This window comes from Nitrospira sp., from assembly GCA_030653545.1.
GTDB lineage: Bacteria > Nitrospirota > Nitrospiria > Nitrospirales > Nitrospiraceae > Nitrospira_D.
Genome location: JAURZE010000004.1, coordinates 22521 through 45946, shown reverse-complemented (window position 1 = coordinate 45946; position 23426 = coordinate 22521). Strand labels below are relative to the sequence as shown.

Here is a 23426-nt window from a genome sequence, read left to right as displayed (position 1 = left end):
CATCGCGTACTCAATACGCTTGGTCTCCGAATCCATGATGAGTTGTTCCAACTTCCCCAGCTCCTCACCTTTGGGATTCTTAACCGTGTCGCCGATCATCTCACTATTGACTTCCACCTTCTTCCCTCTGGCCACCGGCATGATCGTATACTTGCTGGGAATACCCCCGGCCTCGCCTTTGGTGTTGGTCATATCCGTCTCGCCGGCCTTCGTCGCTTCCCGAGGCTTCGGCGACCCGCTCTCGCTCACAGCCGTAGGACTGTCCGGCTTCGTTTCGGCATGAGCAGGCATGCCGAATGGGAGGCTCACCAATCCCATCCCGATGAATACGATAGCTATCTTTTTCATAATTCGGTCTCCTTTGTGCGCAAGGCACTGATTGAGGAACACTATGAGTAGAATGCCAGGCTAAACGTTTGGACAGACCGGCGTCTGGTCACAATTGCTCAGTTGAAACCAATTCATCCGGCACGAACATGCCCGGTTGAAAGCAGGATCACGAGCTCTTTCAACCAGGTGAGAACACAGCGGTCCACCAATCGGAACCTGTCCCCGGTCATCGTTCGACAGGAAAGTCATCGTCCTTCCACCAACGCCAGCCACCGTCCAACTCCATGACCGGATAGCCGCTCCCGGCAAACTCTACCGCCGCCGTCGCGGCGAGATGACAAACCAGCGAGTAGCAATACAGGACATTCGTCTTGTCCTTACGCAGGCCTTTCAACGTCTGCCACTGATCCTTCGGAAGATTGATCGCTCCGGGAATATGCCCCTCGGCATAGTCTTCAGCAGCCCTAACGTCCACGATCGTCACCTCGTGCTTCTTCATCATCCGTTCGAGTTCGACAGGCCCGGTGGTGAACGCCATCTTGGCTTCGAAATGGGCTTTCGCCTTGGCTGGGTCCTGGATTGCGACGGCAGTAGTCATGGTCATCCCTCCCTGTAAATGGACTCGTATCGAGTTGTGCGTCCGCCCCCTCAACATGGCAAAGCATCCCGGGAACGATCGCGCCGGGCCGACGCCCTACCCCTCGCATAAAAGGCGAGTCCGGCAATCGCACGAGCGCGACGTCGCGATCGAGCTCTCGCTGCCCTGCGTAAACCATCCATCAATCGGCTTATCGAAAAACACCGAAGATCCAGAGCACGACGAGCAGGGTGAATGGGACTCCCAGTAGCCAGAGAATAAATGCCTTTCCCATGGTGCACCTTCTTTCCCGCCCGTTCAGCGACCCGGGCGTTGAGATGTAGATCGAGAACCTACGGCCTCCAAGAGACTGGATAGAGCCTCGACATGTTCTTCTTCTTGCGCAAGGATCTGCTCCAACACCGTACGAGTCGTGGGGTCATCGGAGCCGACAGAGGCGATCATTGTCCGATAGCTGGCGATCGCGATCCGCTCAGCAATCAGATCTTCCGTGATCATCTCCGCCGACGAGTTACCTTCGACATATTCCGAGTGGCTCCGGATCAGCAACTCTTCGGAGGACAGATCCGGCTCGCCCCCGAGATGGACAATGCGTTCAGCCAATTGGTCCACATGCGCCTGCTCGTCAATGACATGCTGAAGAAACTCTCGCTTCACGCCGGGGGAACTGGTTCGTGTAGCCATGAAGTAATGCCGCTTATTCCGAAGAACGCAGATGATTTCTGTCGCGAGGGCTTCATTCAGCAGCTTAATCACGCGCTCGGCTTTCGCTTTGTCGCATATGGCCATTACTCTATCTTCACTCCCTTGTCGTGCCCGCGCCCGTAACGTCTTCATATCAGTTGGACCATTGGTTGTTTGCACGACGCCTTCCTTTCGTGAGACACGTGAGAGTAGGACGCTCCCGTTTTGATAGGGCGCCCCCGTGCCGGTGATTGCTGGCGAACTCAGCAGCCATCACGGTATTGTTCCCCCTCCGCCGGCTGACTCTATCGCTGGCTCTTCCTTCCCGCGTTAAAGGACGCGCAGGAAGGCCACCAGGTCCTGCTTCTCTTCAGCGGTCAATGAAGTTCCCAACACAATATTGAAGAACTCCACGGTATCCTCGAGTGTCAGCAGCCGTCCATCGTGCAAGTACGGAGGCGAATCCTTGATGCCGCGCAGGGGAAACGTCTTGATGGGGCCATCGGCGCTCGCCATGCGCCCATTGATCATCCGAGGCTTATAAAAGCGCTCCACCTTCAGGTTGTGCATGGAGTTGTCCGTGTAATAGGGCGCCTGATGGCAACCGGCGCAGGACGCTTTGCCGAAGAACAGACCCTGCCCGCGCTTCTCGGACTCCGTGGCCTTGTGGGGGTTCAACTTGCCGTCTATGCCCAGCTTAGGCGCCGGAGGGAAGTCCAGGAGTTCCTGGAACTCCGCCATGAAATGCACTTGGCTGCCCCGCTCGAGAATGTTGACCCCTTTTTTTGTCGCGATCACCGGATCGCCGTCGAAATAGGCCGCGCGCTGCTCAAACTCCGTAAAATCCTCCACCGTCTTCAGCGCCCGCTGGGAGCCGAACAGTCGTTGGATGTGCACGCCGCGCAACGTCGGAGTATCAATCCTGTGACGGAACTCCTGCGGGCGCACATCTCCGGCTAGATGCGTACTGGCATTCGTGTGACCGTTGGCGTGACAGTCGAAGCAGGCCACCCCCCGGCTCGGACGCACTGTCCGACGATCTTCCGTCTGGTTGAATTGCTGCTGCGGGAACGGCGTGACTAACAACCGCACCCCCTCCAGCTGTTTCGGGTTCAGCATCCCGTTGAAGAGTTCATAGTAGTTGTCGATCGTCACCAATTTTCCCTGGGTCACATCGCCGAGATCGGGTCTGGTCGTCAGATAGATGGGTGCCGGAAACTCAGGGACAAAATGAGCAGGCAGATCGAATTCCAGGTCAAATCGAGTGAGATCGCGGCCCTCCTGCTTCTGAATTTCTTCAATGTGGAACTGGGGAAACAGCATCCCTCCTTCAGGGTGGTTGGGATGAGGAAGCGGAAAAAATCCGGCCGGAAACGCATTCTTCTCGCGTACTTCTTCAGGGCTCATGACCTGAAGCTTGTCCCAGGTCATCCCTTGCGGAAGTGTGACTCGGATGCCTTCTTGAATAGGCTTACCACCGGACATCGTGACATCTTTAGCAGGACGGTTCGCGAGGTCGTACCGCTGGTGAAGCAAATCCATCTGCCGCTTCACGACCGCAGGTTTGGCGGCTTTCATCCGAGCCATGACGGCCGCAAAGTCCTCCTTCAGATCAACGGGTGCATAGCTGGTTCCCTTCGGCGGCTTTTCCGTGGCTTGGCCAGAAGCGCTCCCGGCGCCCACGACCAGCAGGGAGCCGACAAGCAGAACCAGACCGGACATGATCCATTTGTGTGTCTTCATGATGTTCTCTTTTTTATTCAGGTGATGACGCTGTGAATGAAGCGTCGCTTGAGTCTAGCCTGCATTGGATCGCCCTCCGTGCGTCAGAAGTATGGAGAGAAGCCCGGCAGCGGTCTGATCACAATTGCTCACGCATGAAGATTTAGAATAGTAGGGGGGACAGTGCCCCCACGACCGCTCGCGCTTCACTTCGAATACACGGCAGGCTACCGGACAGATACTTCATCTAAGGCCGGAGAGATGAAGGATTGCCGGGGTCGGCCACAAGCGGTGTATGCCCGCCTGAAATCTCGACAGGAATGGCTTCACAAACTGCTCACTGAGTCCTTGCCAGTCAGTTCACAACTCCTTCGACCACAAGAGAAAGGCTCCATGGCCGCCTTTGCTTGGGGGAGCCCCCCCCGCATCGCGATACATGCCGAAGTTGTAGCTATAGTTGAGTTCGACCTGAGATTTCCACGGCGCTCCGGACACCAGCCCTCCCCCGAGAGCCGGCATCGAGTCGGTGGTATTGCGAATGCCCTGCGGGGTAAACCGGGGACGGTCCACGAGCCCATAGGTAGCCGTGACATAGGGGTACAGAAAGAACAGCGCCTCATACCGATACGTCACGCTCGCAATGGCATAGCGCTGAGGAAATAGTTCATTGAACGCAACGCCCGGCAATGTGGGAAGAGAAAGCGCTTCCCATTCAAACCCGGTCGGGCGCCCCGGCAAACGAAATGCACTGAACCGGTCAAGGTGGGCTCCAATCCCGCCGTATAGGCTGGTAATCAGCCGATGTTTGTCGCTGTCGATCGCAGGAAGGCCGCTCGCAATCAAGGCATAGGCGGTGGTTGAGAGATAGGTTCGCTCTTTCTTGAAATCCGGCGTGGCAAATGGCGCCCCGCCCCAGGCATCCCACCGGGCTCGGTGTCCATAGATGACATCTCCGCCCACCGCAAATCCTCGATGCGGGAGCTCCATGAGATTACGGATCAACGCATCCCACCGGATGTGACCGTGAACCCGGCCTTCATACGTATCCTTAGGAACCCCGTATCCGACAGCAGTGTTCTTAGTGCCCCGAAACCAGCGAAACCCCGGCTCATAGGTCAGCGTCACATTGATGGCACTGTCTTGCGCGAAGGGAACTGAAGGAAATCGATAGCCGACGCCGAAACCGGCGAAGATATAGTTCCACTCTAACTCCGAGGCTTTGATGCGCTGTCCCTCGACATACTCCGAGCGACCCAGGGGAGCGATGAAATTATCGAGGGTAAAGACCAGCGACCAGTTGGGAAGCGAGCGCAAGCCGATGGTGTAGTCCACATCATTAACCACTCCCGAAAAGGTCCCCCGAAGCCTAGTGTTGTCCGCATCCCAATTTCTCCACACGTACAAGGCGCCGAACGGGAGCGCTTCCAACTGACTCGGTCCGTTGGGAGTCCACTGAAGGCCAAAGTTCGCCGCCGTCACACTGTGGCGGTCGCGTGGAGGAACGTAGATCTCTTCTCCAAACAGCGTGGTCCGATAGGCCTTGCCCGCTTCACCGGTCTTTTCATTTTCCGCAAACGTGGTAAAAGGACAGAGGCCGATCATTAGAACCGCCCACACCGCAATGAGTTGCCATCTCCGCTTCATATTCAGCCCGTTCCCAAGAAAACAGAATGGTTCACAAACCGGTCACCCACACTCTCGACAACGCAATGGGGGTGAGCCAGACCATCGCCTCGCTCACCCCCATCGCTCTGCGCTCACGAATTCGGCTACTGCTCCTTGGCAATGGCCAGGACGAGACCATCGGCGTCAATCTGCGCCTCAACCTTGTCCCCCGCGCGCATATGCCGGCCCATGGCCTCCGTCAATGTAATCGGCAGATCCATCCCGGCTTGATCTCTCAAGAAGTAGTGGTTGCCACCCTCTTTTCTTGAAGATACTTCGTCCCCGATCAACTCGCCCTTTACCGTTCTCGTTCCCCTGCCGTATTGTGCATTCATACCAGCTGGCAACGAACCCGCCATCCGGTTATCGACAGTCCGAATCCCGCCGGCCTGCGCCAATTTGATCCGGGCATCCCGCACCGAAGCCGTCGCGTCCTCCAACGAAGTGCCTTGTGGCAAGTTCAAAGTCTCTCTCAACGCCACGATTCCTTCATTCAGACCCGGCACGTTCCCTGCGCGCTGGGCTTCCCGGGCCTGATCCAACGACAATTGGGTATGACGAATCAATTCAGGTCCCTTCTTCTGGCTCCCGGCGGCTTCCGCCACCGCGGCATGTTTTACCGCCTTATCGATGTGGCGATCGAAAAATGCGTTCTCCCGAATCAACCGGATACTCTGATCGCTCTTCACCGTAGTTGGAGCACTCTGATCGGCATCCCCAAGCGCATGCGCCGATACAGAAACAAACGCCCCGCCGACAACGAGAGCAGTACAAAGTGACAGTACGTAACGTGTGGTCATGATGTTCTCCTTAACTATAACGTGAAAGTATCGTTTTCGCTGGCTGTCAGAGCGTACCCATATACCAGATACCAGGCCTATTTCCCGGCGATTTTCTGAATGGCTTTCTGATGCCATTGCTCCGCCCACTTCATAAGCTCATCCTTCTTATCGCCGTACCGTTCCTGCACTTTACCGACGAACTTATCGTAATTGCCCTCAATCTGCGTCAAGTCATCATCGGTAAACTTGCCATACTGCTGCTTCAATTCCCCCTTAAACTGCATCCATTTCCCTTTGAGTTGCTCCGCATTCATGCGTCACTCCTCCTTGTACAAGATTGTGTGAGTCCTATGCTGTCTCTTCCCAACCCTCTCGCCCCCATACGTTTCCTAGATGTAAGTATGGCAAGAGAACTGACTACGATCTGATCACAATTGATCAGATGCTCGCATTCGCTCGATCAAAGGCCAATCAATCCTGCTCCATCATGATGTCTGCGCGCCCGCACGACATCAGCCGTCATTTCTCCTTGCGCCTACTCCTTGACGATGACACCGCAAGCAATCCTGGCTCCACCAGGAGCACCCTTGGTCGGCGGATCAGGCAAATATTTATCCTCTGATTCGTGGATGATGAACGCGCTGCCGTCTTTATCAAACAGCGTCGTCAGCCCGTCGGAGATGGTCACACGGTTCGTAATGGTATACAGCGAGCCCTTGCGCCCCTCGGTTACCAACAGATTCGGCAGATCCCCAAGATGGTACGGATGGTTTCCGAGGCCAGGGCTTACATTGGCATCAGGATTGAGGCTGGAATCGACATTACCGTCATAGTGGCTCTGGGCCGCTGCGAACGAGGCGCAATTGCCGGTTTCGTGAATGTGGATCGCATGACGACCCGGGGTCAGCTTGCTCTCCGGAGTTCCCTCCAGCCTCAACGTAATCCTGACACGTCCCTCATATTCTTCGTGAATATAGGCCTCTCCGGTAATACCGGGCCCGGCGATCACGGCCTTAGCCTGCAGCTTCTTATCCAATTTGCCCGTGTGGTAGCCGGAACATCCTGTCACAGAAAGCAGACTGCCTACGATAATCAGTACACCGCACCATGATTGCGTCACATTCATCACACACCTCATTGGTAAAGCACATTCGTCACGCTGCCCGCCGACTCATCATGACCCCGAATAGCCGAGGACAACGAGGACTGTAGAAGGCGCTGTCAACTACTAGTCAATGAACATTCGAAAGGGAGGAGAGAGTGCCCACCACGGACATCCGCGGTGGGCACGACTGGGCTTCACTCGTCACAGAACAGGCGAGCACCTCGACCGTGCTGAACAGAGTAATATTACTTGCTCTTCTTCGCAGCGGCCTTGGCGTCTTCAGCAGAGCTCCCTGGAGCTCCAAGCTTCTCCGCAGCGACAGCCGCACCGCCCCCTTGGGTCTTTTCGACATTCTGATCAAGTTTCTTCTCGGTGACAGACTCCGGCATCTGCTTTTTCATGCCCACTAAATCATCGCTCCGTCTTCCAGGACCACTGCCGCCTGGACCGAAGTTGCCTCCCTCGCGTTGAATTTCCTTGGGCACATTGTCTTTCGGATTGTCAGAGGTTCCAGGCTGAATACCCTGGACTTCCGCTATCGCTCCCGTCGCCAGAAACAGACTCACACAGGCAACCGCGCTGAGAATACGTACCTTGTTCATAACAACTCTCCTTTGAGGTGAAAGCGGGATGTTGATCCCTATGCAATGGATTGAGTTACTTATTGGGGCTAGGCTAGCACCGGCACGAGCCTAAGGCTGGTCAATAGTGCACAATGCGTGGAGATTTCAAAGACCATGACTCGTACGAATACCACCAGGGCTGCAGGTTCTCTGCAGCCAGGCATTCTGCGACTGGAATCCGGAGACGAGTCTCCCTCATGGCAGAAGAGCGCGCATACAACTCCCTCACCGCCCTCGTGGCTCTTCCTTCACCTGCGCCTCAGCCTGGGGCTTCTGCTGAACAGGCTTATCCATCTTGCGCGCGGCTCGTTCCGTCATGCACTGGCTACTCTCGCAACCCTTGGATCGTGCCTGTTGCCGTTCCGAACAAGACTTCTTGTCCTCTTCACTGATGGCACCCTCAAGGCACTGCTTCAAAAGGTGCTTCGCATCATCCAGACAGTCCTCGCAGAGATGCTGAGCAGAGAGAGGAGCACTGCCAAGGCACAGAAGCAGGAACAGTGTGACGACCATGCGTACGTTCATTTCAGCCCCTCATAATATGCATGCAGGACTGTCGTCCAGGCTGTCATGACCCGCATCACTTGCGGCTGACAGATCTAGCCAGCTCATGTTCCGCCTTCAGCCAGTCCTCCAAGTCATAACCGTCCTGCCTGCCACGCTGCACATAGAGTTCATAGGCGAGTTGTTCAATATGGGTGTGATCGATCACGGCTCTGTTGAACGCCTGCGCCATCTGACCAGCCTTCTCACCGGTCGGACTGACCTGAGACAGCCCCGATGTGCGTCGCACGGCAACCCGACTGAGATTCGTTTCCATCGTCTCTCTCCTCCTTATGTACACCCGCTTCTCTCTCGTCCACCGATGCCATCATGGCCGTGCTCGGCGGACGGAGAGCACCTGTGTTGTGCGAATGAAACCCTAAGCCTTCTCTTTCACCGTGAGATCATTCTTCACGGACTTCACGCCCGGGACGAACCACGCCGTCCAGGAGGCACGGGCACTCGTCGTGATATCCTTGACCTCGCCGGTCAACGAGACGACCCCCCCATGGGTTTGAACGGCGATATCGGACTTCTTCAAGTGGGCGTCCTTGGCGAGCTTCTTTTTGACCTGTGCCGTTATGGCCTCATCCTTTTCCCCCACGACCTCGCGCTTCGACGGGGCCACCACCTCAAGATCGTTCTTCACCGTCTTCACGCCATCGAGGAGCTTCGTGATGTCCGCCGCCGCCTGTTTGGCTTCAGTGGAATCCACCTTCCCGCGGAGCATCACAACGCCCTGCTTGGTCTTGACATCAATCTGCCGCCCTTTGACCCGGCCATCGGCCGCGAGGGCAATCTTGGTTTTCGCCGTCAGCCACGTATCGTTGATCGGAGTCTTCTCGGCAACCGTATCCTCCGCCATCGCTGCCCCGGCAATGAATGCGCCGCCGAGAACCAACGCCGTGCAGAATGTCAGTACATAAACTGTTTTCATCAGCATCTCCTTGCCCGAAACGTGAAAGTGATCAACCTGCCAATTCTTACTGCCTGCTATGGGCTCCCCGCTACATCCTGGTCTTGATATCATCCGGCGTCGACTTCTGATGCCACTGGTCAGCCCACTTCATCAGCTCGTCTTTCTTATCCCCATACCGTTCCTGAACTTTTCCGACGAACTTCTCGTAATCGCCTTCGATCTGCGTCAGATCGTCATCGGTAAATTTGCCATATTGCTGTTTCAATTCACCCTTGAACTGTTTCCATTTCCCCTTGAGTTGATCTGCGTTCATGATGTCTCCCTCCTGCGTGAAGTTGTGTGACACTCTGGCCTGTACTCCCTCTTCGCGTGCGGACAAATTCTGGCAATAACCCCGGCGGAGATCTGGTCAAAATTGCTCAATGGGAACGAATTGAAGCGGCAGGGAGAACTGCCACCAGTGGCCGGTGGAACCGGGGCCATCGGCAGCACAAAAGAATGCGGCCCTAGTCGTGAAGAAGGACGTTGAGGAGTGAACTGTGCACGTGCAAGTCGCTGCTGTACTCAATGTAGCCAAGCTTGCGGAACTTATTCATAAAGAAACTGACACGGGAGCGCGTCGTACCGACCATTTCGGCGAGTGTTTCCTGGTTAATCTTCGCGATCACCGGCTCCGGCTTGCCCTCTGTTCCAAATCGAGCCAATAGCAGCAGCACCCGCGCAAGCCGCTTCTCGCTGTTATTGAAGAGGTGGTCCACCAGATCCTCTTGCACACGCATCGCATGCGTCAGCAGGTACGCCATAAAGAATTCAGCGAATGCGGACTCCTCGCGAAGAAGATGAATCATTGCGTCTTTGTCGATGCGCACGAGACTGGAGTCCTCCAGGGTGGTGGCGGTCGCCAACTGCACCTGCTGGCCCGCAAGACAGGACTCCCCCACAAAGGCACCACGATCCAGAATCGCAACGACAGCTTCTTTCCCCTGCGGCGAGACCACCGTCAGCTTCACCTTGCCCTCCCGGATGTAGTAGACAGCGTGAGCCCGCTCCCCTTGTGAGAAGATCGTGTGTTTCCTGGGATACGTCACCAGAGTTCGCCCCTGGCCTTGATCCAATGTCCGCTGACCGTTATGAGCCAGGCTTACGGGCGCACAAGGCGACGGAGGCTCACAACGTGAGACCGTCGCCATCGCTTGCGGGGTGCGCCCACTCTTGACCGCTCGACTCTGTTTTGTCCGCTGAATGAGTTCCGCTGTAGGCATCACGACTCCTTGATTGCTAGAAGTGCACTGCTCCATACCGGCTCATCTGAAAACGACCGTCCCTGTAAACTCCAGCCCCCCTGGCCACGAGCAAGAACCATCGGGAGGCCACCGTCCATCACACATGTCACATGCCCGATACGCCCCCAATCAAAGCCGGCCGGTCAGGGCCAGGATAAGCAAAATCAGCAGAACGAGACCTAACCCACCACTGGGGTAATATCCCCAGTTACTACTGTGCGGCCAGGTTGGCAATGCACCCACAAGCAGTAACACCAGCACAACGATCAGAATCGTACTCATTCTATGTCTCCTTTGTTTGCGGGTTCGCCCCGCGGCTACCATTGCTAAACATCCACTCTGCCTTCCGCACCTCCAGACTCATACGACTTCGTTTTCCATTCACTCCGGCTGATAGTTAATTACTGATGGGGACGAGCAGATGATCGATGCGCTGACTATGGCCTACTCAACATATAGTCATTGCCAAGAGCATGCCATGTGGGGGGTTGCCTACATTCGCACAGTTACGAATTTGCGATGAGCCAGAGCGCGGTGCCTTGGGGTGAAACGACTCACAGCGAGGCATACAGAATGGGGAATACCGCGCCAACTTGGGATTGCTAAGCGAACCGCTCACTCGCCCATCGGCAGGGGATCATCAGCAGATATCACAGTAGGAATTGCACCGCCATGAATCGACAAGATCGGAAGAATGTGAGACCGCAGCGCACGGCTCATCCATCATCACTGCGACTACCCGGGGGTGCAGGTCCGACGCAGATGAACGCTCTCCCGGTGCGCGCACTACACCACGTGATGGAGCGCAGGATGCCGCCTGTGTTTCTTCAAATACTCAGCCAGGAATTGCACCGCTTTATGAAGCTTGCCATGCGCGACGCCCTGGCCCATCGGGGCCGTCCCAGTCGCTCGCAGGCCATAGGTCCCAATCCGCTCAGCTGAAGACTCCGGCCCGTCTGCCGGCTCCCAAAGATTCACCCGCGAACCGGCGACTTCAAAACGCTGATGCGCATCGAAAACCCGGTCGACATCTTCAGCACTGGCCATATGCACGATCCCGACACCGAGAGAGTGGCCGTTATCATCCCGGAGTACCTGCGCCAGGACCACCGTTCCAAACGGAATAAACACCTCGCGCAGCTCAGCGTCGGTACAAAAGAACGACAGCCCGCTGACATGGATGTGCGTATTCATATCGCTCCCTCCTGATGCAAACCACTTTTACGAACAACCAACCTCAACACCTGCAGGATACTAACCGCCCGATCACAGATCGCCTGCTGGAGCGATATCCGCGCGAACAAAGCGACGACTCTTGCAGTTGCGTGCTAGCGCGGGCCATCACCACTGAGAGACGTCCCCTCTCTGCGTGAAGGAAGTCTCCATGGCTCTTACCGGTCGCTGTTAGGCGGCGATTCCGTCGCAACAGCGCAGCGCCTGCTCCAACTCCACCGAGTCGAAGGGTTTAGTCAGACAGACCCGCGCGCCCGCCGCGAGCGCCTGGTCTGCTACCTGCCCGCCCGCATGACCGGTCATCATGACCACGGGAACCCCCGGATAGCGCAGTTGCATATGGTGCAAGACCGTCAAGCCGGTGATCCCCGGCATCATGTAATCGAGCAATACCATGTCATAGTCCGCATGCACGGCGTCCGCGTAGGCCAATCTGTTCAGCGCGTCGAGACCGGTTTCAGCGGCCTCTACGGTATGTCCGTTGTACTCCAGCCGCATCGTCAGCATGCTTCGAAGGGCGGCATCGTCGTCGACCACGAGTATGTGTTTCCTGGTCATTGGACACTCCTTTCAGACATTCTGACTTGTTGCATCCGGTCCAGGGACGGGACCCGTCTGGACTGGCTATCTTCCTGCGCCACGGTCGCACCACTTAAGGGCCGCTGTTGCGCAAAATCCCCAGCTGTGACGCCAGAGGTCGAAGCAGATGGTACGGCAACCGGAGCCTGGCCCCCCTGCTCCTTCGAATGTTCGATCTCCTCCAATACCATCACAATGCGCGAGTCCTCATCGGAATACCGGCCCGCCAACCCGAACCCGCGGACCCGGATTGTGCGTCCGGCCTCAAATAGCAAACGCCGTAGCTCGAAGAGTTCTGAGATGTTGGTCAGTCTCCGATGATCGAGCGTCTCCTGAATGTTCTGCCTGAGTTCATGTATCGATGCCGAGCGCAGCTTCTTAGTGGGTTCGGCATCCGTCTGATCGAGATGACCGGTCAGCTCCATGGCTCGACGATTCATGTGGAGCAATTTACGACTATGTGAATAAATCAGAATGCCGGGACGTGTCCCCCTGCCGACGGCCGGTATGCGCGCCGCGCTTGACTCACAGACATCTCCGAGCACGACTCCGTTATGCATCATTAGAGACCTCCTTACCTAGACGTAGAACAATGAGTGTTCATAAGCATCGACACCCGCGTGGCTTTGCAGGATCAGATTGGACAACCGCGAGAGCAGACCGATGCCCTTCAGGCTCTCTCTAACTGAGCGCGCACGTGCCCGACTCATTAGGCGCGGGCATATGCCTTCGTGAGCATGAGTCCGCTTTTCTTCAACAGCCCCCGAGGCTCCGACCGGTTTGGCAACGGCGGACGAAGACGATTGGCAAGGACAATCTCGTCCTCAATGCATCCACAATTTACGCATCGGGTGGCCGGACTCATCCGGCCTATTTCCTCGCTCAGATCGTCGAAGGTCACTCGCACGAGCAATCCTCTACAACGTTGGCAAAGCATATGTCCTCCTTTGGCGTTCTTCGCCGCGCAGATGAGTGGCCTCGCAATTGTCGTCTGCTTGACGCGCCTCAATTGCATCGTGCGCGCGGAAACAGACGTCCACTGCCCTTCTAGAGCTTCAAATGTATGGTTGTGGTAACTCACGAGATCTGGTCCTCCGTAACCGTCATGATCATGAACACAAGCTCGCTAGTTCGAATCCAGCACCCGCAAAGGACAATAAGTCAGTCCTCTCTTCGCATCGAGCACACCACAAGTCTCAGCCCCAGTATGTAGAAATGACGAATGCCGGTCTGATCATATTTGCTCACCTAGGCATCTCCCTAGCGGAGCTGCCCGACGAGAGCGGGCTCTCCCACTGTGGTCATACTGAACGCCCGCTAACAAAAGGCTCGGGTGGCTCTTTGAGCTGTGTATTCAAACGGGACGGTGTGCGTTGTGAATATCGCGAGAGGATTATGAGGATCAGAGCGCCACGCATACCCAACAAGAGCATCGACTGGTCAAACCGGCCGATGCCGGGGCGCGCTATTTCTTAAGCACGAACGGCGTCGTGAAGGACGAGATTGAGAAGTGAGTTGTGTGTGCGCATCCCGCGATCCAGGCCATCCGCATACAACTGACCGTTATATTCGCCGGGTCCCGGTTCCGGAACTTCTCCATTCGCATAGAGACAGACTCAGATGCTTGCGGCATACAGGTAACACGCGCTTTCAATTACCGTGCAAGACTCAGAGCGTCTTATGCGTACCGTCGCAGTACGGTGCCGTCTGCGTCTGCTTGCACTGGCACAAAGCGACTTGTTTCTTCTCCGTCATCACAAACTCGACCGGACTGAACTGAGTGCCTGCATGGGATCCGTCACAAAACGGTTGCGTCTTTGAGCGACCGCATTGACACCAGTGGTAGGTGCCCGGCTCCAGCGTGACCACGGCCGGCTCTTTCGCTGCAATGATTGGCTTATCCATTAGCTGCCCTCCTTGTCCCAATTACCCACATACTATTTTGTTTAGCTAGCCTGGCACCGGAGCCATCACGACAGTCCATGATGACTCCGGCATCACCGCTCCACCCAATACTTTTATGTGATCATTGCACCTTCCGCAAGTCGATCACCGTCCCCTCTTCGTTCAACTCCACCACGATGTTGGAACCTTCGGGGATCGGTTTCGTCTTGACCTCCATCCGCTCCAGCGGGAACAGCCTCTCGCCTTCCGGAGTGGACAGCTTGATCTGATTCTTGGTGGTCCCGGTATAAATCAGCTTTCCGTAAATCAGCCGGTGCAGACCTTGCTTATGTTTCTCTTTTCCGTGATGGTCGATCACCATATTCTCGTCATTGATCCAGAGCGAGACCTCGTCACCCACCGCCGCGTCGGCAGGAGCGGTATTCGCGCTGATGGTGGATTGCCCGGCAGGCGTCTTGATATAGATGAGGCCTGACTGGATCTTCGTCACCGTGCCATTTACTTGAATGACATTTCCCGGCATGGCGCGTGGGCGCTCGTCGAAATTCATCTCCATGGCGAAACGATGGATATCGATCATCTTCCCGGCCTCGTTTAGTTCGACCGTCACAGGCGCCCCTTCTTCAAGTGACGACATCTTCGATCGTCCGGCTTGCACGTCAAACGTCTTTTCCCCCTCCGGGGTCCAGAGTTTGATTTCTTTGCGATCCGATGAGGTATAGGCCAGATTGCCCGACCCATACCGATGGGCATGAGCAGGGTCTCCCTTTCGATGGACATCGATGACAGCGTTGTTTCCGCTGATCTGCATGTCCACTTCTTCTCCGACCACAAGGTGCTTGGGCGCGACATTCGAGGCGATGGTCATCGACCCCCAGGACGTCTTAATGGTGGTCAACCCCGATTGCACTTTGGAGACAACCCCGCTGACCTTTAGATGTGTGACGTTTGGAGGTGGGGCCACGTCGGCCGCATACCCGCCGGAGGTCAGAACCACGAGACTCAATGCCAGCGAACCGAGCACCATTTTTGTACGCATCATTCTTCTCCTTGATGTAAATAACAGCTGCGGGGCAGACTATTCTCCTGCTGAGGAAGGATCTGTTCACAATTGTTCACTTAAGGGATCTGGCGTAGCGCAGAGACTCGCAGCGTTGGAACAAGCAGAAGAACGCTCGACGGAACAAGATCCTTCGCGGATGAAGAGTAGGAGCCCTTCGGCGGACCGCTACTTGCGGCTACAAGCGGCTTGGGGTTGCGTCTGCAGAAAGCCGGCGATCTGGCAGCGGCCCTCCCGGCCAGTCACCAATTCCATATGTTCCACCCGCAAGCGCCGGGTGGTGACATGTAAGGCCTTCTCGTAGGCCGACGGCAGTAAAGCAGATCGGACGGTGACCGTCCCATCTCCATCACCCTGGACGAGTTCTGGGGCGAGATCGGGAAGGCGCGTGTGGAATTGCTCCTCGTCAAACACCACATTATTCTGCCGCCGTCCGGCCTCCTCCGGTATCCAGATTCCGCCGGCAAGCGTCGGCAGCCCTTCGGCATAGAGATAGAGCACCGGAATCGGTCGATCGTTCGGCACGGCGGAAGGAGCATGGAGGAGATCGAAGAACCGTTGCGTTCGATTCAGCCAGTAGGCGGTATAGGCCGCGCGCTTTGCGACCATGAGGGTGGGCGCCGACTGCGTATCCTTCAGCAATCCCCACCCCTGTTCGCGCCAGTGCATCGTCGAATGAATTAGTCCTCTGATTGGCTGCTTGGCAGCAGTCAGGAGCACATCCTCTTCCAACACCGGCAACGTAAAATAGGAAGCGGGAAAGGACGCCATCGCCTGTTGGTCCAACAGTGAACGGTTGAGCCCAATCCGCTTGCCGTATTGCATATTGCGAAAGGACCACATGGATCCTTGAAAGGGGACACCAGCCATCACCACCTGGTCGACTTGCTCGGCGCCTTCCCAGGTTTCCACGGCCGCGTCCAGGTCTTGCGCGCCGTAGCGAAGATAATAACTGACGATTAACCCACCCATACTATGGGCAACGATCGCGATGTGCCGATACCCCGAGGATCTCAGACGCCGGACTTCGATGCTCAACATGCGAACGGCATCCATGAGATCCAGACGCCAGTCGTAGTTCAATGGGCTGATCGAGACGTGCCCCTCCCGTAACTCATGCAACCGGTCAAGAAGCGGCTTATATAGCTCGACCGAATAGAGCCAGGGGATCACGCTGACTGCATCCAGAATCCCGCTCGGTCGAACGGCGACTCCGTCGAACCCCAGATCGGCCAACGGAAGAATCAGAGATTGTGAGCCGCCGAGGGCTTGGGATGCGGTGACCCAGAGAAGGTCTCCATTGTCGACACGCGCGAGTTTGGTCCCGTAGTAGCCGGTGACCACAATGATCGCGTCGCGTGACAGCTCAGAGGAAGAACTACGAGGGACAGGCGGAGCGCTGCACCCCAGGGAGCAAGACACGAGGAGACCGACGACCGCCGCATACCACTGCATAGGTTCGACTCAACGCTTCCCAAATGAACAGAATACGGCAGGATGGCCAACTCCCCCACCTGTGTTCCCGAGGGTGCCACAGGGACACACCGGCTTTCCACCGTCTCACCCCTGCGAGACACACAGCCACCCCCGTCCGGCGAGCAGACCTGGACGACCGCTCTATCGCGAGGCGATCGTTTCAAACGATTTCACGAGGCCCCCGCTCTGCTTCATCTTCTCCACGAGGCCGGCGTAGGACAGATCACGGACAATGCAGGTAAACTGCGAACGATAGTTGCTGACGATGCTCGCATGATCGACCTCCACATCGTACACGAGCCATTCACCGGAGTGGTTCTCTAACCGGAAGTCCAATAAGGTATCAACTTTGGGACCAATCAAGTTGGTCCTGAGCTCGGCAAAGTTGCCATCACGCCGCTCAACCAGATAGAAGACCTGCTCGTCGTAATACTGGTCGATCTGGTTGGCAACCCTATCCCGCAGCAACGCCACGAACAGGCCCACAAACTCCTGCCGCTCCAGGTCACTGAGCTTCACCCACGGGACGCCCAAAGCCTGCTGGGCCATGTGCGCATAGCTGACGCGACGTCTAATGACCTGTTCAATTTCCTGGCGGCGATCCTCAGAGCGGCCCGGTTGCTTCAGCGCCTCATTTCCGAGGATCCAGAGTACATCGTTGATTGTATGCTTCACCACTTCCGTGGGGGAGTAGCCGGATGGCTCGACGAGGGTGACGCCATCCACGACGGCGATAACAGGCGAGGAGCTTTTCAACCGTTGATGGTTCGACTGATCGGCCATCCTGCTACCGCCGGGGGACTCCAGTGAGGCGCACCCAACTGTGAAAGTTGCCAGCCCGAGAACTATGATCGATACGGCTACATGTGTGCGCATAATAAACCTCCTGGGGCAGAGTACTCGTCTTCGTATGTGCCACTGTGAGACGATTGCCCATGCGCATGAATTCATCCCGCCCTTTATCAATACCTGGCCGAATCTGAACTCCTCTACGGGATCTACCGGCGACGGTTACCACGCAGGCACGGCCCGGTCCGGCCAGTCCGTGAGGACTGGCCGGACTGGCATGAGATATCCCGATTCGCTGTCGACTTAGAACCATCTCATTCGCTCAGGACGATAGCCTTCGTCAGTTCGTCCCGCAGGTCACCTTCATCGACTCGATGTCGTTGGACATGTCAAGCTTGGACAGATCCGGCACACGTTGGCCCGGCGCAAAAGCGATCTCCGTCCCACGGAAGTCCTTGTCCTTAAACGCATGGACCGTGGCATTCGAGCCGACGATGACGCTCTGAATGTCGTTGTTCCAGTTCCGGCCGCTCACATCTTTCAACGAGGCGAACTCCTTCGGCCCCTGAATGAGCAAGTGCGGATCGTCGGCATCGTATTTCGTGTCATCGAATATTTCGATCGTGCAATTCTTATCGATCACTTTCATTTCCAAGTCCGCAGCCTGGACCGTGAATGCGCCGACCGCCATCACTCCACCCACAATGAACAATCTAAGAACCAACATGGTATCCTCCTCCAGAACACAGTTAAGAACATCGACTACCGGACCCGATGCGCCGTGGCCGTCACGCTCCTTACCGGAGCACGCCTACGAGCCACAGCACCACAAGAATGCCGGCCGGCACTCCAAGCACCCACAGCACGAGACTTTTACCCAAGACACCCATACGCTTACCTCGACACGACGGCGGTCGTCACAACAGGCTCCATGCTGCCGGTTCCCCCTGACGAGTGGGTCGAATTCTCCTTCCCACTCAGCGCCGACAACAGGCGCTCTGCGGTGCGGCCATCGGATGCGAATAAGGTGGGATACTGACTCTGCGCGCGGGCCCGAAATGCCGCCTGCTCGCCTGCCGGTATTTTCATGAGGGCGACGAGAGAGGTGAGATACTCACCGTCTCCGCGCGCAATATTCTGCTCGATATTTTCAAACGCGACGGCCGCAAACAACTGCGCCTTTTGGCTGTCAGTGACCAGGCCATCGGCATTGAAATACTCCCCCGGACTGGTACTCGAGGTGAATTTGGCAAACGTATCGACCGTCGCTTTGCTCGTATTACAGCCCGACACCGATAAGGCGCTCGCAAGAACGACTACCATCCCACACACACCCGTCACGTCAATCATGCGTGCCATGCTGCCCTCCCACGGTATGAAACCATTGCCGTCCGACGCGGAACCTGCTCTTGCGCTAGGTCACGCGTGGGGTTTGCCCCTTGACCACATGAACGAGGAGCAGCACGATCCCGATGACAAATAAGATCCAGGAGATCTGCGTCGCGATCGCTGCGACTCCCGTGACACCCAGCACACCAGCCACGAGACCCACCAAGAGAAATACCAGCGCGTAGTACAACATGAGAATCCTCCTTCTTGACTTAAGCGCGTTCCGGCAAATGATTTGCCGGGGCACGTCGTCTACTGCCATGCGGCACACTGCTCGCAACGCTCGTTCCTACCGACAAGACTTAGATCTTTTTGGGTCCGGCCATGCGCTCTCGCTCTTCCCTCAGTCGATCACCGGCGGTTCCGATCGCTTCAGCCACCACCGATGATTTCGCTTTAAGCAACTCCTGGCCTTCTTCTACTGTCTGAGCAATCGCCTCAGATGCCTGCTCGACGAATTCATGCAAACCGTCCTGAGCCCGCCGCGCGTATCCCCGTAACTGATCCTGTGCCTGACGACCCGATTGCGGCGCCAGCAGCAGCGCGACACCGGCGCCAATGGCCGCTCCACTCAAAAACAGCAGCGCCATTGTGCCCGCCGAGAACTCTTTGTCATGTGCCATTGGATGCCCCTCCTTCATGATGCATGCGTTGTTTCAACACGTTTGTCGCGGCCCTCACTCCACTGACTACACCGGCCAGACGGGCCAACACCGACCGGCCTTTCCCTTGCACCGTGCGCTGAACCAGTTGCAGCGTGTCACCCAGCGTTCCCGCCATATGCAGCAACACCACCGCGTGCGCGACTCCGCCCCTTGTCTGGTCGACCAGCACGTTCACCCGCTCAACCGCCGCCCGCATCTCAGCGAGCATCGACGGCAGCTCCCGATTCAGATTCGCCAACACAGTTTCCGAGACGACCAGCGCATTCTTGATCTGCATCGACAGAGCGGCCAGAGCGATGGCCATCACCGAAAGGGCGGCCGCGATGACACAGAGTGCAATCTCGACGATCATTGCGGCAGACCCTGTGCTGCGAACGGAGCGGATTGCGCTCCACCCAGGCTTGAGGCCGCCAGCTTCATAAACTTACGAGCTGCGATAAACGTAACGGCGCGTGATGCGGCAAATACCCGCCGATGGGTCCTTGGCTTTCCAATGCATGGTGTGATTTTCATGGCAGTATCTCCTTCATAGCTACAGTCTCTCTCGATTCTTAGACTACGCGTCCCGGCAGATGCCTGCTGGTCACAATTGCTCAGCTTCTCATTTAGCACGGGATTATTTTGCGATACGCCCGGAGCACTCTTCTGGGCACACCGGGGATCCGGAACTGACCGGATTCGTCTATTCGCAGATGAGGACTGGGCCGAAGGAGGAGAGAGAAATTCGAGAGTGTGACTTCGTGATCATCGCGCAATACGATGGGCGAGCTGACAGTACACGGCCTCGGCGAGGCATGTTGGTGCCGGCTCTGACGGCCGGCTCACCCCATACTGGAACCGCGTGATCGGCGGTCCCCGGCCCCTCCGGGCAGCACTCCACCTGACAGCAAAGCCGTATCGATTGTCGTGTCCATTCGAGTGGTCAGGGCGAGCTCTTTCTCAGATATGGGGAGGCTCACAGTGTCACGGTCTTGCATGGAGAGTTCCGTGATTGCATCCACTTCTCCATGGGCCTCGGGTGAAACCACTGCTCCCATTCGTTGGCCCGTTTCAGAATTTCCCCATGTATCGCCATAGGGCCGTGGGAATTGACCGACGGCGTTCCCGTCATATTTTTCGTCCTGGACTAAATGTGCCTCCCGAAACTTGACCCACTGCTGTCGCAGGTCACTCGCCAACTGCCCCCATCGCTCCTTGAGTTGATACCCACCCATGACGGTGCCATCCTTTAGTTGCGGCACACAATCGTGACGGGTCACTTTTTCAATAGACTGGCCAGGTCTTCCGCATGCTCCTCTTCGACGGCCAGGATCCCTTCCAGCATTCGCTTGGTCGTGGGATCCTCCTGGACGAGATGGAGAATCATCTCCCGATAGCTGTCGATGGCGATGCGCTCGGCAATCAAATCTTCCTTAATCATATCCGTGATGGACTCCCCTTCCACGTATTCGGAGTGACTGCGGCTCAGCAATCCTTCCGGCGAAAGATTCGGTTCTCCTCCCAGCTGCACAATACGTTGGGCAAGCTGGTCAGCATGGCCTTGCTCTTCGATGGCATGCTGAAGAAACTCCGCCTTTACGCTCTCAGAGCTGAGTCCGGAAGCCATGAAGTAGTGCCGCCGATACCGCAGCACGCAAACGATTTCCGTCGCAAGCGCTTCGTTCAACGCGTGAATAACGGCATCCGGCGTCGCCGGATACCCGGCGGTCATCGCGCCGTCCTGAATATCCTTACGGGCCCGCGCCCGAAGTGTTCCAACATCCGTCATGCCTTGATTCGTCTTCATAGGTCGTTCCTCCGCCTTCGGTCATTAAATCGAGTTGATGGTGCCAGGTCATAGAGATTGCCCCATAAACAAAGCACGATCCCATTGTCTTTCCTATTTCACCTTACCGTTGGCCGGATCCTGCAAGGGCCGGCACCCCGAGTTGCAACCGGCTCTCTACCGCCTTCCAATCGATATTGGAGAAAAACGCCTCGATATAGGCCCCCCGCTCTACAGGCTTATAATCGAGCAGATACGCATGCTCCCACACATCCATCACGAGGATAGGAACTAATCCCACCATCGCGCCATGTTCGTGGAGACTGATCCAGCGATTGGACAGGAGCCCGTTCACCGGGTTCAGATAGCACACCGCCCAGCCCACCCCGCGCAACTTGCCCACACTGCTAAAATCCATTTTCCACAGATCCACACTTCCATGGCTGCTCTCCGCCGCTTGGGCAAACGCGGAGTGGCCGCCGGGACGATCCGACCCTCCCGGTGTCAAATTCCCGAAGTAATACTCATGGAGCGCCATCCCGTTGTATTCAAATCCCAATCGCCTGGTCAGTTCCGAGTAGGCCGGCATTTCCTCATGATCCACCTTGCCATCTTGCAAAAGAGCCCAAATATGTTCGTTCAAATCATTGGTCGCTTTGACATAGCCTTCGTACAGAGCCAGATGCATATCAACCGTGCGGTCAGAAATTCCCTGCAGGCCGTGCAGCGTGAATGGTATGGCGTGATAGGTCTCAGCTCTCTTCATCGTGGTGTCTCCTCTTCCGATCCTGCTGGTACACCGCTGACATTGCCAAGCCCTACGTCAGAACTTGAAGCAACGTTATGAGAGAGTGTGACTGAAGGGGAAGAAGCCCGCTGAGCAATAGTGCACAGCGGAGAACTTCTATGACTGTCGTCGTCCGCCCAGCCGGCCGGTCAACACCAGAGCGAGCACAATGAGGAAAACGAGACCAAGTCCCCCGCTCGGTCCATAGCCCCAGTTGGCGCTGTGCGGCCAGGTCGGCAGGGCGCCGAAGAGAAGGAGAATCAAGAAGACAATCAGTATGGTACGAAGCATGATCGCGGGGCCTTTCACGACTCCCCGCCGGTTCTTCCGGCAACCTGAGTTCATCCGTACGTTCAGTGTTTGGCGGATCAGTAGTACAGATGGATGCCGAGTCCCAGCCAGTCAGTGCTTTGCGTAAAAAATTGGCCGTTGGGCGATGGCCCTTTGAAGTACTCCACCAGCACTTGCAGTTTACGGTCCCCGATGCGCGCATTTTCAAATTGCAGTCCGGCCATCAGGGAGCGACTGACCGCCCAATTGCTTCGCTCATTGGCCTGAAAATCGGCATACACGACCGGACGAATTTTTCCGCTCAATAACGTCCAGGGACTGGTGAGTTCAGCACCGAACTGGCTGGTGCCGATTCCGAGGGTTTTCGGATCTTTCCCCACCAGCACGCCGCCGCCGCCATACACGCGCAGCCAGGAGGCCAGCTCATAGGACAGCTTCAGATCCACTTCCTCAAAGCTCAAATTCAGCCGGTTCACCGGAGTCCGGCTGTTGAGGATAAATTCATCCCCCAGATGCGAGCTTTGATGATGGAAGCGAAGGAAACCGGAAAAGGCTCCGGTCCGGTAACTGGTGAGCAAACCGACCGTATAATCCGCATTGACCAGATCTTTCGACGCGGTGTCCATATTGAACATGCTGAAGACGCCGGCCTGGATGGCGATGTCCCATTGGCCGTCCAAAGGAGCCGCATCCCGATAGAGCGCGAACGTTTCTCCGAAGTTTGCAGCCCCGGTGGTTTTCGGCTCAGTGCCGGCCGAGATATGACGATACCCGGCGGATAAATGCGGCCACCGAGGATCGGCGTGCAGCGGAGCGAAGAGCAGGCCGTGGGGCAGAAACTTCGACTCGGTCTTCGGAAGTTCCGGCTTGATGACCTGCGAGGATGGAGACGTGGGAGCTATAGCACTCACTGGCCCCTCGCGGATCTCCACGCGTGTCACACCGGGAATGGCTTCCAAGGCGGCTTGGACCTTGGTCCGGTCCACGGTCCCGAGCGATTCGGCCTCGACTGTCACAACGCCATGCTGTACCAACACGGATGCTTTGGGTGCTTTGAACTCGTTGTGGAGCACGGCAGCAGCATAGCCGGCAATATAGGCATCGTCTGCCGCCACCACATCCGATACACGTCCGGAGAACAGACACAGCAGACATGCCATCACGACTGTCACATTCCGCACGCCACTGAAAAAGGCACACAGGGCAACAGAGCTTCTTCTGACAACGTTCGAT

At 56.6% G+C, this 23426-nt stretch carries 33 protein-coding genes; all 33 read right to left on the bottom strand.

The features are described from left to right. The coding region (locus Q7U39_00355; GenBank protein MDO9116379.1) for a hypothetical protein at window positions 1-348 on the bottom strand (348 nt) is incomplete at its 3' end. Window positions 349-556: 208 nt separating this feature from the next. Beyond that, window positions 557-928: a rhodanese-like domain-containing protein gene (locus Q7U39_00350; protein MDO9116378.1), complete on the bottom strand. Its 372-nt coding sequence runs from the start codon at window positions 926-928 to the stop codon at window positions 557-559. Between the two features lie 297 nt (window positions 929-1225). Next, entirely contained in the window at window positions 1226-1717 is a 492-nt protein-coding gene (locus tag Q7U39_00345) for a DUF892 family protein (GenBank protein ID MDO9116377.1), read from the bottom strand. A gap of 225 nt (window positions 1718-1942) precedes the next feature. Continuing rightward, window positions 1943-3355: a hypothetical protein gene (locus tag Q7U39_00340; protein MDO9116376.1), complete on the bottom strand. Its 1413-nt coding sequence runs from the start codon at window positions 3353-3355 to the stop codon at window positions 1943-1945. Window positions 3356-3694: 339 nt separating this feature from the next. Continuing rightward, a complete protein-coding gene (locus tag Q7U39_00335) occupies window positions 3695-4978 on the bottom strand; it encodes a hypothetical protein (protein ID MDO9116375.1) in 1284 nt (427 codons plus the stop codon). A 125-nt stretch (window positions 4979-5103) separates the two neighbouring features. Continuing rightward, window positions 5104-5799 carry a small metal-binding protein SmbP gene (gene smbP, locus Q7U39_00330; GenBank protein ID MDO9116374.1) on the bottom strand — a complete coding sequence of 232 codons (696 nt, stop codon included), beginning with the start codon at window positions 5797-5799 and terminating at the stop codon, window positions 5104-5106. Window positions 5800-5876: 77 nt separating this feature from the next. Next, a complete protein-coding gene (locus tag Q7U39_00325; protein MDO9116373.1) occupies window positions 5877-6095 on the bottom strand; it encodes a CsbD family protein in 219 nt (72 codons plus the stop codon). A gap of 221 nt (window positions 6096-6316) precedes the next feature. Beyond that, complete coding sequence (locus Q7U39_00320) at window positions 6317-6907, bottom strand: superoxide dismutase family protein (GenBank protein ID MDO9116372.1); 591 nt, start codon at window positions 6905-6907, stop codon at window positions 6317-6319. A 224-nt stretch (window positions 6908-7131) separates the two neighbouring features. After that, window positions 7132-7488 (bottom strand): hypothetical protein, encoded by a 357-nt coding sequence (locus Q7U39_00315; GenBank protein ID MDO9116371.1) that lies wholly within the window; start codon window positions 7486-7488, stop codon window positions 7132-7134. Between the two features lie 246 nt (window positions 7489-7734). Continuing rightward, entirely contained in the window at window positions 7735-8034 is a 300-nt protein-coding gene (locus tag Q7U39_00310; GenBank protein MDO9116370.1) for a hypothetical protein, read from the bottom strand. Between the two features lie 55 nt (window positions 8035-8089). Further along, window positions 8090-8329, bottom strand: a complete 240-nt coding sequence (locus tag Q7U39_00305; GenBank protein ID MDO9116369.1) for a DUF2934 domain-containing protein — start codon at window positions 8327-8329, stop codon at window positions 8090-8092. A 102-nt stretch (window positions 8330-8431) separates the two neighbouring features. After that, on the bottom strand, window positions 8432-8989 hold the full coding sequence (locus Q7U39_00300; protein ID MDO9116368.1) for a BON domain-containing protein: 558 nt from the start codon (window positions 8987-8989) through the stop codon (window positions 8432-8434). 70 nt (window positions 8990-9059) lie between these two features. Next, window positions 9060-9284: a CsbD family protein gene (locus tag Q7U39_00295; GenBank protein ID MDO9116367.1), complete on the bottom strand. Its 225-nt coding sequence runs from the start codon at window positions 9282-9284 to the stop codon at window positions 9060-9062. Window positions 9285-9477: 193 nt separating this feature from the next. Continuing rightward, a complete protein-coding gene (locus Q7U39_00290; protein ID MDO9116366.1) occupies window positions 9478-10233 on the bottom strand; it encodes a cyclic nucleotide-binding domain-containing protein in 756 nt (251 codons plus the stop codon). 150 nt (window positions 10234-10383) lie between these two features. Then, entirely contained in the window at window positions 10384-10536 is a 153-nt protein-coding gene (locus Q7U39_00285) for a DUF3309 family protein (GenBank protein ID MDO9116365.1), read from the bottom strand. 504 nt (window positions 10537-11040) lie between these two features. Further along, a complete protein-coding gene (locus Q7U39_00280) occupies window positions 11041-11448 on the bottom strand; it encodes an RNA-binding protein (GenBank protein ID MDO9116364.1) in 408 nt (135 codons plus the stop codon). Between the two features lie 210 nt (window positions 11449-11658). Further along, entirely contained in the window at window positions 11659-12045 is a 387-nt protein-coding gene (locus Q7U39_00275) for a response regulator (protein ID MDO9116363.1), read from the bottom strand. Continuing rightward, window positions 12042-12629 (bottom strand): hypothetical protein, encoded by a 588-nt coding sequence (locus tag Q7U39_00270; GenBank protein MDO9116362.1) that lies wholly within the window; start codon window positions 12627-12629, stop codon window positions 12042-12044. The genes Q7U39_00275 and Q7U39_00270 overlap by 4 nt, the downstream gene beginning before the upstream one ends. 1105 nt (window positions 12630-13734) lie before the next feature. Further along, window positions 13735-13971 (bottom strand): CDGSH iron-sulfur domain-containing protein, encoded by a 237-nt coding sequence (locus tag Q7U39_00265; protein ID MDO9116361.1) that lies wholly within the window; start codon window positions 13969-13971, stop codon window positions 13735-13737. A gap of 121 nt (window positions 13972-14092) precedes the next feature. Next, entirely contained in the window at window positions 14093-15013 is a 921-nt protein-coding gene (locus Q7U39_00260) for a hypothetical protein (GenBank protein MDO9116360.1), read from the bottom strand. A 186-nt stretch (window positions 15014-15199) separates the two neighbouring features. Beyond that, entirely contained in the window at window positions 15200-16486 is a 1287-nt protein-coding gene (locus Q7U39_00255) for a hypothetical protein (GenBank protein ID MDO9116359.1), read from the bottom strand. Window positions 16487-16648: 162 nt separating this feature from the next. After that, window positions 16649-17290 carry an ABC transporter substrate-binding protein gene (locus tag Q7U39_00250; protein MDO9116358.1) on the bottom strand — a complete coding sequence of 214 codons (642 nt, stop codon included), beginning with the start codon at window positions 17288-17290 and terminating at the stop codon, window positions 16649-16651. Window positions 17291-17636: 346 nt separating this feature from the next. Next, window positions 17637-18023, bottom strand: a complete 387-nt coding sequence (locus Q7U39_00245; protein ID MDO9116357.1) for a beta/gamma crystallin domain-containing protein — start codon at window positions 18021-18023, stop codon at window positions 17637-17639. Between the two features lie 167 nt (window positions 18024-18190). After that, window positions 18191-18655 (bottom strand): DUF3015 family protein, encoded by a 465-nt coding sequence (locus Q7U39_00240; GenBank protein MDO9116356.1) that lies wholly within the window; start codon window positions 18653-18655, stop codon window positions 18191-18193. Between the two features lie 55 nt (window positions 18656-18710). Next, complete coding sequence (locus Q7U39_00235) at window positions 18711-18878, bottom strand: DUF1328 family protein (GenBank protein MDO9116355.1); 168 nt, start codon at window positions 18876-18878, stop codon at window positions 18711-18713. Window positions 18879-18987: 109 nt separating this feature from the next. Then, window positions 18988-19308: a YtxH domain-containing protein gene (locus Q7U39_00230; GenBank protein ID MDO9116354.1), complete on the bottom strand. Its 321-nt coding sequence runs from the start codon at window positions 19306-19308 to the stop codon at window positions 18988-18990. Then, on the bottom strand, window positions 19298-19702 hold the full coding sequence (locus Q7U39_00225) for a hypothetical protein (GenBank protein MDO9116353.1): 405 nt from the start codon (window positions 19700-19702) through the stop codon (window positions 19298-19300). Before Q7U39_00225 ends, Q7U39_00230 begins: the two co-directional genes overlap by 11 nt. Continuing rightward, a complete protein-coding gene (locus Q7U39_00220) occupies window positions 19699-19863 on the bottom strand; it encodes a hypothetical protein (GenBank protein MDO9116352.1) in 165 nt (54 codons plus the stop codon). The genes Q7U39_00225 and Q7U39_00220 overlap by 4 nt, the downstream gene beginning before the upstream one ends. A gap of 308 nt (window positions 19864-20171) precedes the next feature. Further along, window positions 20172-20564: a hypothetical protein gene (locus Q7U39_00215; GenBank protein ID MDO9116351.1), complete on the bottom strand. Its 393-nt coding sequence runs from the start codon at window positions 20562-20564 to the stop codon at window positions 20172-20174. Between the two features lie 41 nt (window positions 20565-20605). After that, window positions 20606-21136 carry a ferritin-like domain-containing protein gene (locus Q7U39_00210; GenBank protein ID MDO9116350.1) on the bottom strand — a complete coding sequence of 177 codons (531 nt, stop codon included), beginning with the start codon at window positions 21134-21136 and terminating at the stop codon, window positions 20606-20608. A 103-nt stretch (window positions 21137-21239) separates the two neighbouring features. Beyond that, a complete protein-coding gene (locus tag Q7U39_00205) occupies window positions 21240-21881 on the bottom strand; it encodes a Fe-Mn family superoxide dismutase (GenBank protein ID MDO9116349.1) in 642 nt (213 codons plus the stop codon). Between the two features lie 138 nt (window positions 21882-22019). Further along, window positions 22020-22193 (bottom strand): DUF3309 domain-containing protein, encoded by a 174-nt coding sequence (locus Q7U39_00200; protein MDO9116348.1) that lies wholly within the window; start codon window positions 22191-22193, stop codon window positions 22020-22022. Between the two features lie 77 nt (window positions 22194-22270). After that, window positions 22271-23353: a DUF1207 domain-containing protein gene (locus Q7U39_00195; protein ID MDO9116347.1), complete on the bottom strand. Its 1083-nt coding sequence runs from the start codon at window positions 23351-23353 to the stop codon at window positions 22271-22273. Window positions 23354-23426: the final 73 nt, after the last annotated feature.

Bases quoted from the DNA above. Each gene is read 5' to 3' on its own strand.
- Q7U39_00325 (MDO9116373.1), bottom strand. From the start codon at position 6,095: ATGAATGCGGAGCAACTCAAAGGGAAATGGATGCAGTTTAAGGGGGAA.
- Q7U39_00285 (MDO9116365.1), bottom strand. From the start codon at position 10,536: ATGAGTACGATTCTGATCGTTGTGCTGGTGTTACTGCTTGTGGGTGCA.
- smbP (MDO9116374.1), bottom strand. From the start codon at position 5,799: ATGACCACACGTTACGTACTGTCACTTTGTACTGCTCTCGTTGTCGGC.
- Q7U39_00295 (MDO9116367.1), bottom strand. From the start codon at position 9,284: ATGAACGCAGATCAACTCAAGGGGAAATGGAAACAGTTCAAGGGTGAA.
- Q7U39_00265 (MDO9116361.1), bottom strand. From the start codon at position 13,971: ATGGATAAGCCAATCATTGCAGCGAAAGAGCCGGCCGTGGTCACGCTG.
- Q7U39_00270 (MDO9116362.1), bottom strand. From the start codon at position 12,629: ATGATGCATAACGGAGTCGTGCTCGGAGATGTCTGTGAGTCAAGCGCG.
- Q7U39_00225 (MDO9116353.1), bottom strand. From the start codon at position 19,702: ATGATCGTCGAGATTGCACTCTGTGTCATCGCGGCCGCCCTTTCGGTG.
- Q7U39_00335 (MDO9116375.1), bottom strand. From the start codon at position 4,978: ATGAAGCGGAGATGGCAACTCATTGCGGTGTGGGCGGTTCTAATGATC.
- Q7U39_00235 (MDO9116355.1), bottom strand. From the start codon at position 18,878: ATGTTGTACTACGCGCTGGTATTTCTCTTGGTGGGTCTCGTGGCTGGT.
- Q7U39_00280 (MDO9116364.1), bottom strand. From the start codon at position 11,448: ATGAATACGCACATCCATGTCAGCGGGCTGTCGTTCTTTTGTACCGAC.
- Q7U39_00275 (MDO9116363.1), bottom strand. From the start codon at position 12,045: ATGACCAGGAAACACATACTCGTGGTCGACGACGATGCCGCCCTTCGA.
- Q7U39_00310 (MDO9116370.1), bottom strand. From the start codon at position 8,034: ATGAACGTACGCATGGTCGTCACACTGTTCCTGCTTCTGTGCCTTGGC.
- Q7U39_00345 (MDO9116377.1), bottom strand. From the start codon at position 1,717: ATGGCCATATGCGACAAAGCGAAAGCCGAGCGCGTGATTAAGCTGCTG.
- Q7U39_00200 (MDO9116348.1), bottom strand. From the start codon at position 22,193: ATGCTTCGTACCATACTGATTGTCTTCTTGATTCTCCTTCTCTTCGGC.
- Q7U39_00315 (MDO9116371.1), bottom strand. From the start codon at position 7,488: ATGAACAAGGTACGTATTCTCAGCGCGGTTGCCTGTGTGAGTCTGTTT.
- Q7U39_00230 (MDO9116354.1), bottom strand. From the start codon at position 19,308: ATGGCACATGACAAAGAGTTCTCGGCGGGCACAATGGCGCTGCTGTTT.
- Q7U39_00300 (MDO9116368.1), bottom strand. From the start codon at position 8,989: ATGAAAACAGTTTATGTACTGACATTCTGCACGGCGTTGGTTCTCGGC.
- Q7U39_00250 (MDO9116358.1), bottom strand. From the start codon at position 17,290: ATGGCCGATCAGTCGAACCATCAACGGTTGAAAAGCTCCTCGCCTGTT.
- Q7U39_00350 (MDO9116378.1), bottom strand. From the start codon at position 928: ATGACTACTGCCGTCGCAATCCAGGACCCAGCCAAGGCGAAAGCCCAT.
- Q7U39_00220 (MDO9116352.1), bottom strand. From the start codon at position 19,863: ATGAAAATCACACCATGCATTGGAAAGCCAAGGACCCATCGGCGGGTA.
- Q7U39_00195 (MDO9116347.1), bottom strand. From the start codon at position 23,353: ATGGCATGTCTGCTGTGTCTGTTCTCCGGACGTGTATCGGATGTGGTG.
- Q7U39_00340 (MDO9116376.1), bottom strand. From the start codon at position 3,355: ATGAAGACACACAAATGGATCATGTCCGGTCTGGTTCTGCTTGTCGGC.
- Q7U39_00245 (MDO9116357.1), bottom strand. From the start codon at position 18,023: ATGTTGGTTCTTAGATTGTTCATTGTGGGTGGAGTGATGGCGGTCGGC.
- Q7U39_00320 (MDO9116372.1), bottom strand. From the start codon at position 6,907: ATGAATGTGACGCAATCATGGTGCGGTGTACTGATTATCGTAGGCAGT.
- Q7U39_00305 (MDO9116369.1), bottom strand. From the start codon at position 8,329: ATGGAAACGAATCTCAGTCGGGTTGCCGTGCGACGCACATCGGGGCTG.
- Q7U39_00260 (MDO9116360.1), bottom strand. From the start codon at position 15,013: ATGATGCGTACAAAAATGGTGCTCGGTTCGCTGGCATTGAGTCTCGTG.
- Q7U39_00255 (MDO9116359.1), bottom strand. From the start codon at position 16,486: ATGCAGTGGTATGCGGCGGTCGTCGGTCTCCTCGTGTCTTGCTCCCTG.
- Q7U39_00215 (MDO9116351.1), bottom strand. From the start codon at position 20,564: ATGGGTGGGTATCAACTCAAGGAGCGATGGGGGCAGTTGGCGAGTGAC.
- Q7U39_00205 (MDO9116349.1), bottom strand. From the start codon at position 21,881: ATGAAGAGAGCTGAGACCTATCACGCCATACCATTCACGCTGCACGGC.
- Q7U39_00210 (MDO9116350.1), bottom strand. From the start codon at position 21,136: ATGAAGACGAATCAAGGCATGACGGATGTTGGAACACTTCGGGCGCGG.
- Q7U39_00240 (MDO9116356.1), bottom strand. From the start codon at position 18,655: ATGGCACGCATGATTGACGTGACGGGTGTGTGTGGGATGGTAGTCGTT.
- Q7U39_00290 (MDO9116366.1), bottom strand. From the start codon at position 10,233: ATGCCTACAGCGGAACTCATTCAGCGGACAAAACAGAGTCGAGCGGTC.